The following is a 7,830-nucleotide window of genomic DNA, read 5'->3' as shown; positions in this document are numbered from 1 at the left end:
CTGTAGAAGCGGGGGTGTGGGCAATCGTCCCGCAGGGCTGGGGAGGTGCCCCCAGCCCTGCGGGACGATTGCCCACACCCCCGCTTCTACAGCCTGTTCGCCGTGTGGACCGCTCTCAGGACCGCGCCGGCCTTGTGGCGGCATTCGGCGTCTTCCGCCGCCGGGTCGGAGTCGGCGACGATGCCGGCGCCGGCCTGGACGTAGGCGGTGCCGTTCCGGAGGAGGGCGGTGCGGATGGCGATGGCGGTGTCGGAGTTCCCGGCGAAGTCCAGGTAGCCGACGCAGCCCCCGTACAGGCCCCGGCGGGCGGGCTCCAGCTCCTCGATGATCTGCATGGCGCGCGGCTTGGGCGCGCCCGACAGCGTGCCGGCCGGGAAGCAGGCCGTGAGGACGTCGAAGGCGGTGCGCCCCGGGGCGAGACGGCCGGTGACGGTCGAGACGATGTGCATCACATGGCTGTAGCGCTCGATCGACATGAAGTCGACGACCTCGACGCTGCCGGGCTCGCAGACCCGGCCCAGGTCGTTGCGGCCGAGGTCGACGAGCATCAGGTGCTCGGCGCGCTCCTTGGGGTCGGCCAGCAGCTCCTCGGCCAGGGCGGCGTCGTCCTGCGGGGTGGCGCCGCGCGGGCGGGTGCCGGCGATGGGGTGCACCAGCGCGCGCCCGTCCTCGACCTTCACCAGGGCCTCGGGGCTGGAGCCGACCACGTCGAACGCGCCTTCGTCGCCGTCGGGGAAACGGAAGAGGTACATGTACGGGCTGGGGTTGGTGGCCCGCAGCACCCGGTAGACGTCGAGGGCGGAGGCGGCGCAGGGGGTCTCGAACCGCTGCGAGGGCACGACCTGGAAGGCCTCCCCCGCGCGGATGCGCTCCTTGATGTCCTCGACGGCCGCCATGAAGTCGGGGCCGCCCCAGCGGGCGGTGTACTCGGGCAGCTCGGAGGGCGGCAGGACGGTGGGCCGCGTGTCCACCGAACGGCGGAGGTCGGCGGCCATGGCGTCGAGGCGGGCGACGGCGTCGGCGTACGCCTCGTCGATGCCGGTCTCGCGGTTGTCGTGGTTGATCGCGTTGGCGATCAGCAGGACCGTGCCGTTCCAGTGGTCGAGGACGGCGAGGTCCGAGGTGAGGAGCATGGTCAGCTCGGGCAGCCCGAGGGTGTCCTCGCCGTGCTCGCCGATCTTCTCCAGGCGGCGCACGATGTCGTAGCCCAGATAGCCGACCATGCCGCCGGTGAAGGGCGGCAGCCCCATGCCCTCGACGAGGTCGCGGGGGGTGTGCAGCGCCTCCACGGTGGCCCGCAGGGCGGCCAGCGGGTCCCCGCCGGTGGGGACGCCCACGGGCGGGGTGCCCAGCCAGTGGGCCTCGCCGTCGCGCACGGTCAGGGCGGCCGCGCTGCGGACGCCGACGAAGGAGTAACGGGACCAGGTGCGGCCGTTCTCGGCGGACTCCAGCAGGAAGGTGCCGGGCCGTTCGGCGGCGAGCTTGCGGTAGAGGCCCACGGGCGTGTCGCCGTCGGCGAGGAAGCGGCGGGTGACCGGGATGACCCGGCGGTCCTTGGCGAGCGTGCGGAAGGTCCCCGCGTCGGGGGTGACATCCCCGACGGCTCCGCCGGGGCCGTGGGAAGCGTGTGCGGACGTGGCAGCCATGGCAGCGGAGCCTACTGGCTGCGACGGCGGTCTAGCCGCTCAGCGGCAGTTCGTCCGAGTCGAAACACGTCCGGGTGCCGGTGTGGCAGGCCGGGCCGACCTGGTCGACCTTGACCAGGATCGTGTCCGCGTCGCAGTCCAGGGCGACGGATTTGACGTGCTGGACGTGCCCGGAGGTGTCGCCCTTGACCCAGTACTCCTCGCGGCTGCGGCTCCAGTACGTGCAGCGGCCGGTGGTGAGCGTGCGGTGGAGGGCCTCGTCGTCCATCCAGCCGAGCATGAGCACCTCGCCGGTGTCGTGCTGCTGGGCGATGGCGGGGATCAGGCCGTCGACGCTCCGCTTGAGCCTGGCGGCGATGGCGGGGTCGAGGTTGGAGAGGGGGCGGGTGTTGCCGGTCATGGCTCCATTGTCCCCCGCCGGCACCGCCCGCGCCGCCGGCGACGGCCGGACACGCCTGGCGCGGGCGCCGTGGCTTCGGCCGGACCCGGGTCGTAGGCTGACGCCATGTCAACCCATGCGCAGCGCGAACGTCTGCTCCTCGCCGATCTGTTGGAGACGGTGGGCCCCGACGCGCCCACCCTCTGCGAGGGCTGGCGGGCCCGTGATCTCGCCGCCCACACCGTGGTGCGCGAGCGGCGGCCCGACGCCGCCGCCGGCGTCGTGATCAAGCCGCTGGCCGGCCGGCTGGAGCGGGTGCAGGCGGAATTCGCGGCCAAGCCGTACGAGGAGCTGATCCAGCTCATCCGCACCGGGCCGCCGCGCACCTCGCCGTTCGCCCTCAAGCAGGTCGACGAGGCGGCCAACACCGTGGAGTTCTACGTCCACACCGAGGACGTGCGCCGGGCCCAGCCGGAGTGGACGCCCCGTGAGCCGGACCCCGTCTTCGCGGACGCGCTGTGGAGCCGGCTGGAGCGCACGGCGCGGCTGGCCGGCCGGAAGTCGCCGGTGGGCCTGGTGCTGCGGCGTCCCGACGGCCGGACGGCGGTCGCCCGGAAGGGCGCGCCCGTGGTGACGGTCACCGGGGAGCCCGGCGAGTTGCTGCTGTTCGCCTTCGGCCGGCAGGACGCGGCGCGGGTGGAGCTGGCGGGCGAGGACACGGCGATCGCCAAGCTCAAGGCGGCGTCGCTGGGGCTCTAGGCGGTTCCGGAGAACGGTCGGCGCCTTTGCTCCTCCTGGCGTATGGCGGACCCCCGTGACCCGGGGTGACACTGGTACCGAGGGTGGAGGAAGGTGCCGATCATGGCTTTCCGGAGCAGAACGACGCACATCTTCGCCGGGCAGGGGCGCGACCAGCCGTCGTCGTCGCTGACCGGCTACTCCCTGGGACTCCTGCTGCTGCGCATGATGCTCGGCATCATCATGGTCACGCACGGCACACAGAAGCTGTTCGGGTGGTTCAACGGAGCGGGCGTCGACGGGACGGCCCAGTACTTCAAGCAGGCCGGATATCCGGCGGCGAAGGCGATGGCCGTGATCGCCGGGCTCAGTGAGTCGCTCGGCGGGGCCGGGCTGTTCCTGGGGCTGCTGACACCGCTGGCCGCGGCGGCGGTGCTGGGGACGATGGTCAACGCGCTGGGGGTGACGTGGGAGGGGGGATTCCTGCTGCCCAGCGGGGTGGAGTTCACGCTCCTCGTGGCCGTCAGCGCGACGGCGCTGGCGCTGACCGGGCCGGGGGCGTACTCCGTCGACCACTATCTGCCGGTGCTGCGGGCGCATCGGGTGACGTACGGGGTTGCGGCGATCGCCCTGGCGCTGGTGACCGGGGCGATCTTCCTGCTGATCCGCAGCTAGCGCTTCCGCGCGGTTACCGAACGGGGTGACCCGCTTCCTTGAGCGCCTGCTTGACGTCCCCGATCCGCAGGTCGCCGAAGTGGAAGACCGACGCGGCCAGGACCGCGTCCGCGCCCGCCGCCACCGCCGGGGCGAAGTGCTCCAGGCGGCCCGCGCCGCCGCTGGCGATGACGGGGACCGTGACATGGCGGCGCACGGCAGTGATCATCTCCGTGTCGTAGCCGTCCTTGGTGCCGTCGGCGTCCATGGAGTTCAGCAGGATCTCGCCGGCGCCCAGTTCGGCGGCGCGGTGGGCCCACTCCACGGCGTCCATGCCCGTGCCGCGGCGGCCGCCGTGGGTCGTGACCTCGAAGGAGCCCGTCGCCGTGCGGCGGGCGTCGACCGAGAGGACCAGGACCTGGCGGCCGAAGCGCTCGGCGATCTCACGGATCAGCTCCGGCCGCTCGATGGCGGCGGTGTTGACGCCGACCTTGTCGGCGCCGGCCCGCAGCAGCTTGTCGACGTCCTCGGCGGTACGGACGCCGCCGCCCACCGTCAGCGGGATGAAGACCTGCTCGGCGGTGCGGCGCACCACGTCGTAGGTGGTCTCACGGTTGCCGGAGGAGGCCGTGATGTCGAGGAAGGTCAGCTCGTCGGCGCCCTCCTGGCCGTAGATCCTGGCCATTTCGACGGGGTCGCCCGCGTCACGCAGGTTCTGGAAATTGACGCCCTTGACGACCCGGCCGTTGTCCACGTCCAGGCAGGGGATGACTCGGACCGCGAGGGTCACGCCGTTGCTCCTCTGAAAGCTTCTAGTTCTACTTCGACCAGCACACGGGAGTCGACGAAGCCGGAGACCACGACCATGGTCGCGGCGGGCCGGACGCCGTCGAAGAGCTCCTTGTGGGCGCGGCCGACCGCGTCCACGTCCCGCGCGTGGGTGAGATACATCCGGGTGCGGACGACGGATCCCGGGCCGAGGCCGAACTCCTCCAGCGCGGCGAGCGCGTTGCCGAAGGCCGTGCGGGCCTGCTCGTAGGGGTCGCCCTCGCCGTGGAGGACGCCGTTCACCAGCGGCATCGTCCCGGCGACATGCACCCGGTCCCCGACCGCGACGGCACGTGCGAAGCCGATCTCCGCTTCCCAAGGACTGTTCGTCTGGATGTGCCGCCGGGCCGGGGTATCGCTCATACGGACACTGCCTCCAGGGCCTCTTCCAAGGTGAACGCCTTGGCGTAGAGGGCCTTCCCGACGATCGCTCCTTCGACGCCCTCAGGTACCAGGGTGGCGATCGCGCGCAGGTCGTCAAGAGAGGAGACGCCGCCGGAGGCCACGACCGGGCGGTCGGTGACGGCGCAGACGTTCCTCAGCAGCTCCAGGTTGGGGCCCTGGAGGGTGCCGTCCTTGGCGATGTCGGTGACGACGTAGCGGGCGCAGCCCTCGGAGTCGAGGCGGGCGAGGGTCTCGTAGAGGTCGCCGCCGTCGCGGGTCCAGCCGCGGCCGCGCAGGGTGGTGCCGCGGACGTCCAGGCCGACCGCGATGCGGTCGCCGTGCTCGGCGATGACCTTGGCGACCCACTCGGGGGACTCCAGGGCGGCGGTGCCGAGGTTGACGCGGGTGCAGCCGGTGGCGAGGGCGGCGGCGAGGGAGGCGTCGTCGCGGATGCCGCCGGAGAGTTCGACCTTGATGTCCATGGAGCGGGCGACCTCGGCGACCCGGTCGCGGTTGTCGCCGGTGCCGAAGGCGGCGTCCAGGTCGACCAGGTGGAGCCATTCCGCGCCCGCGCGCTGCCAGGTCTGAGCGGCGGCAAGCGGGTCGCCGTACGACGTCTCGGAGCCGGACTCGCCATGGACGAGACGGACGGCCTGGCCGTTGCGGACGTCGACGGCGGGCAGGAGTTCGAGGCGGTGGGTCATGAAGTGGACCTTACGGATGAGGGGGCCGGCCGGGTGTCACGGCCGTCGGCGCGGCGACGGCCGGGTGCTGCGGTCACAGCGTGTCCAGCCAGTTGCGGAGCAGGACCGCTCCGGCGTCGCCGGACTTCTCGGGGTGGAACTGGGTGGCCCACAGCGGGCCGTTCTCCACGGCGGCGACGAACGGCTCGCCATGGGTGGCCCAGGTGACCTTGGGGGCGCGGATGTTGGCGTTGCCGACCTCCAGGCTCCACTCGCGCACGGCGTAGGAGTGCACGAAGTAGTAGCGGGTGTCCGCGTCCAGGCCGGCGAAGAGCCGGGAGCCCTCGGCCGGGGTGACGGTGTTCCAGCCCATGTGGGGGACGACGTCGGCCTTGAGCGGCTCGACCGTGCCGGGCCACTCGTCGAGGCCCTCGGTCTCGACGCCGTGCTCGATGCCGCGCTCGAAGAGGATCTGCATGCCGACGCAGATGCCCATGACGGGGCGCCCGCCGGACAGCCGGCGCCCGACGATCCAGTCGCCGCGCGCGGAGCGCAGCCCCTGCATACAGGCGGCGAACGCGCCGACGCCGGGGACGAGGAGCCCGTCGGCGTTCATGGCCGTCTCGTAGTCGCGGGTGATCTCGACGTCGGCGCCGACGTGGGCGAGGGCCCGCTCGGCGGAGCGGACGTTGCCGAAGCCGTAGTCGAAGACGACGACCTTCTTCGGGGTGCTCATGACCACAGTCCTTCGACGCGCAGGATGCCGGCGGTCAGGCACATGGCCGCGCCGATGCCGAGCAGGACGATCACGCCCTTGGGCATGCCCTGCTTGAGGAACGAGATGATGCCGCCGACCAGGAACAGGCCGACGAGGATGAGGGCGGTGGAGGTGCCGTTCATGCTCAGAGCGCGCCCTTCGTCGACGGGATGATCCCGGCCGCGCGCGGGTCGCGCTCGCTGGCGTAGCGCAGGGCGCGGGCGAGGGCCTTGAACTGGCACTCCACGATGTGGTGGGCGTTGCGCCCGTACGGGACGTGGACGTGGAGGGCGATCTGCGCCTGGGCGACGAAGGACTCCAGGATGTGCCGGGTCATCGTCGTGTCGTAGGCGCCGATCATCGGCGCCATGTTCTCGGGCTCGGTGTGCACGAGGTAGGGGCGGCCGGAGAGGTCCACGGTGACCTGGGCGAGGGACTCGTCCAGGGGCACGGTGCAGTTGCCGAAGCGGTAGATGCCCACCTTGTCGCCGAGGGCCTGCTTGAAGGCGGCGCCCAGCGCGAGGGCGGTGTCCTCGATGGTGTGGTGGGTGTCGATGTGGAGGTCGCCGTCGGTCTTGACGGTGAGGTCGAAGAGGCCGTGGCGACCGAGCTGGTCGAGCATGTGGTCGTAGAAGCCGACCCCGGTCGACACGTCGACCTGCCCGGTGCCGTCGAGGTCGATCTCGACCAGGACGGAGGTCTCCTTGGTGGTGCGCTCGACGCGGCCGACGCGCTTGGGGGCCCGGGGGTCATCCCCCGGAAAATTCAGCATGAGTTGCTCTCCTTGCGAATGGCGCGTACTGCGTCCAGGAAGGCGTCGTTCTCCTCGGGCGTGCCGGCGGTCACCCGCAGCCACCCGGGGACGCCGTTGTCCCGTACCAGGACCCCGTGGTCGAGGATGGCCTGCCATGCGGCGTGGCTGTCGTCGAACCGTCCGAACTGGACGAAGTTGGCGTCGGAATCGGTCACCTCGCAGCCCATGGCGCGCAGCTCGGTGACGATGCGGTCGCGTTCGGCCTTGAGCTGTTCGACGTAGCCGAGCAGCGTGTCGGTGTGCTCCAGGGCGGCGAGCGCCGTGGCCTGGGTAACGGCCGAGAGGTGGTACGGCAGCCGGACGAGCTGAACGGCGTCGACCACGGCGGGGTGCGCGGCGAGGTAGCCGAGGCGCAGCCCGGCGGCGCCGAAGGCCTTGGACATGGTGCGGGAGACGACGAGGTGGGGGCGGCCCTCGATCAGCGGCAGCAGCGAGGGCCCGTGGCTGAACTCGCCGTACGCCTCGTCGACGACGACCAGCGACGGGCGGGCCGCCTGGGCGGCCTCGTACAGCCGCAGGACCGTCTCCTCGTCGACCACCGTGCCCGTGGGGTTGTTCGGCGAGCAGATGAAGACGACCTCGGGCCGGTGTTCGGCGATGGCGGCCTCGGCGGCGTCGACGTCGATGGTGAAGTCGGCGCGGCGGGGGCCGGAGATCCAGCCGGTGCCGGTGCCCCGGGAGATCAGGGCGTGCATCGAGTACGAGGGCTCGAAGCCCATGGCCGAGCGGCCGGGTCCGCCGAAGGTCTGGAGCAGCTGCTGGAGGACCTCGTTGGAGCCGTTGGCGGCCCAGACGTTTGCCATGGTGACCTCGTGGCCCGTGGTGCGGGTGAGGTACTTGGCGAGCTCGGTGCGGAGCTCGACCGCGTCCCGGTCGGGGTAGCGGTTGAGGTGCCGGGCGGCCTCGGCGACGCGCTCGGCGATCCGGGCCACGAGGGGCTCGGGGAG

Annotated in this window: 11 protein-coding genes; 2 read left to right on the top strand and 9 right to left on the bottom strand. The window is 72.0% G+C overall.

The window, feature by feature from the left end; genetic code table 11:
- Positions 1-86: 86 nt before the first annotated feature.
- A complete protein-coding gene (locus tag K6I33_RS27915) occupies positions 87-1,646 on the bottom strand; it encodes an anthranilate synthase component I (RefSeq protein ID WP_229357307.1) in 1,560 nt (519 codons plus the stop codon).
- Positions 1,647-1,677: 31 nt separating this feature from the next.
- Entirely contained in the window at positions 1,678-2,046 is a 369-nt protein-coding gene (hisI, locus tag K6I33_RS27910) for a phosphoribosyl-AMP cyclohydrolase (RefSeq protein WP_229357306.1), read from the bottom strand.
- Between the two features lie 105 nt (positions 2,047-2,151).
- Between hisI and K6I33_RS27905 the strand changes: the two genes are divergently transcribed.
- Both K6I33_RS27905 and K6I33_RS27900 read left to right on the top strand, forming a co-directional pair.
- Entirely contained in the window at positions 2,152-2,784 is a 633-nt protein-coding gene (locus K6I33_RS27905) for a TIGR03085 family metal-binding protein (RefSeq protein ID WP_229357305.1), read from the top strand.
- 102 nt (positions 2,785-2,886) lie between these two features.
- Complete coding sequence (locus tag K6I33_RS27900) at positions 2,887-3,438, top strand: DoxX family protein (protein ID WP_275126789.1); 552 nt, start codon at positions 2,887-2,889, stop codon at positions 3,436-3,438.
- 13 nt (positions 3,439-3,451) lie between these two features.
- Here K6I33_RS27900 and hisF read toward each other — a convergent pair whose 3' ends face one another.
- From hisF to K6I33_RS27865, 7 genes are all read right to left on the bottom strand, one after another.
- The gene (hisF, locus tag K6I33_RS27895; RefSeq protein ID WP_229357304.1) at positions 3,452-4,207 is read right to left on the bottom strand and encodes an imidazole glycerol phosphate synthase subunit HisF; all 756 of its coding nucleotides are present in this window, start codon (positions 4,205-4,207) and stop codon (positions 3,452-3,454) included.
- The gene (locus K6I33_RS27890) at positions 4,204-4,608 is read right to left on the bottom strand and encodes a RidA family protein (protein WP_229357303.1); all 405 of its coding nucleotides are present in this window, start codon (positions 4,606-4,608) and stop codon (positions 4,204-4,206) included. Before K6I33_RS27890 ends, hisF begins: the two co-directional genes overlap by 4 nt.
- Entirely contained in the window at positions 4,605-5,333 is a 729-nt protein-coding gene (gene priA / locus K6I33_RS27885; protein WP_229357302.1) for a bifunctional 1-(5-phosphoribosyl)-5-((5-phosphoribosylamino)methylideneamino)imidazole-4-carboxamide isomerase/phosphoribosylanthranilate isomerase PriA, read from the bottom strand. The genes K6I33_RS27890 and priA overlap by 4 nt, the downstream gene beginning before the upstream one ends.
- Positions 5,334-5,406: 73 nt before the next feature.
- Positions 5,407-6,048 (bottom strand): imidazole glycerol phosphate synthase subunit HisH, encoded by a 642-nt coding sequence (gene hisH, locus K6I33_RS27880; RefSeq protein WP_229357301.1) that lies wholly within the window; start codon positions 6,046-6,048, stop codon positions 5,407-5,409.
- The gene (locus K6I33_RS27875; protein ID WP_229357300.1) at positions 6,045-6,212 is read right to left on the bottom strand and encodes a hypothetical protein; all 168 of its coding nucleotides are present in this window, start codon (positions 6,210-6,212) and stop codon (positions 6,045-6,047) included. The genes hisH and K6I33_RS27875 overlap by 4 nt, the downstream gene beginning before the upstream one ends.
- Positions 6,213-6,214: 2 nt before the next feature.
- Complete coding sequence (gene hisB, locus K6I33_RS27870; protein ID WP_229357299.1) at positions 6,215-6,841, bottom strand: imidazoleglycerol-phosphate dehydratase HisB; 627 nt, start codon at positions 6,839-6,841, stop codon at positions 6,215-6,217.
- Positions 6,835-7,830, bottom strand: a 996-nt coding sequence (locus K6I33_RS27865) for a histidinol-phosphate transaminase (RefSeq protein WP_229357298.1), incomplete at its 5' end; no start/stop codon positions are given. The genes K6I33_RS27865 and hisB, both read right to left, overlap by 7 nt.

It is taken from the genome of Streptomyces sp. UNOB3_S3 (assembly GCF_020740895.1).
GTDB lineage: Bacteria > Actinomycetota > Actinomycetes > Streptomycetales > Streptomycetaceae > Streptomyces.
Note: the sequence above shows the minus strand (reverse complement) of the source record. Positions and strands in the feature narration are given on the sequence as shown.

Bases quoted from the DNA above. Each gene is read 5' to 3' on its own strand.
- K6I33_RS27915 (WP_229357307.1), bottom strand. From the start codon at position 1,646: ATGGCTGCCACGTCCGCACACGCTTCCCACGGCCCCGGCGGAGCCGTC.
- hisI (WP_229357306.1), bottom strand. From the start codon at position 2,046: ATGACCGGCAACACCCGCCCCCTCTCCAACCTCGACCCCGCCATCGCC.
- K6I33_RS27905 (WP_229357305.1), top strand. From the start codon at position 2,152: ATGTCAACCCATGCGCAGCGCGAACGTCTGCTCCTCGCCGATCTGTTG.
- K6I33_RS27900 (WP_275126789.1), top strand. From the start codon at position 2,887: ATGGCTTTCCGGAGCAGAACGACGCACATCTTCGCCGGGCAGGGGCGC.
- K6I33_RS27890 (WP_229357303.1), bottom strand. From the start codon at position 4,608: ATGAGCGATACCCCGGCCCGGCGGCACATCCAGACGAACAGTCCTTGG.
- priA (WP_229357302.1), bottom strand. From the start codon at position 5,333: ATGACCCACCGCCTCGAACTCCTGCCCGCCGTCGACGTCCGCAACGGC.
- hisH (WP_229357301.1), bottom strand. From the start codon at position 6,048: ATGAGCACCCCGAAGAAGGTCGTCGTCTTCGACTACGGCTTCGGCAAC.
- K6I33_RS27875 (WP_229357300.1), bottom strand. From the start codon at position 6,212: ATGAACGGCACCTCCACCGCCCTCATCCTCGTCGGCCTGTTCCTGGTC.
- hisB (WP_229357299.1), bottom strand. From the start codon at position 6,841: ATGCTGAATTTTCCGGGGGATGACCCCCGGGCCCCCAAGCGCGTCGGC.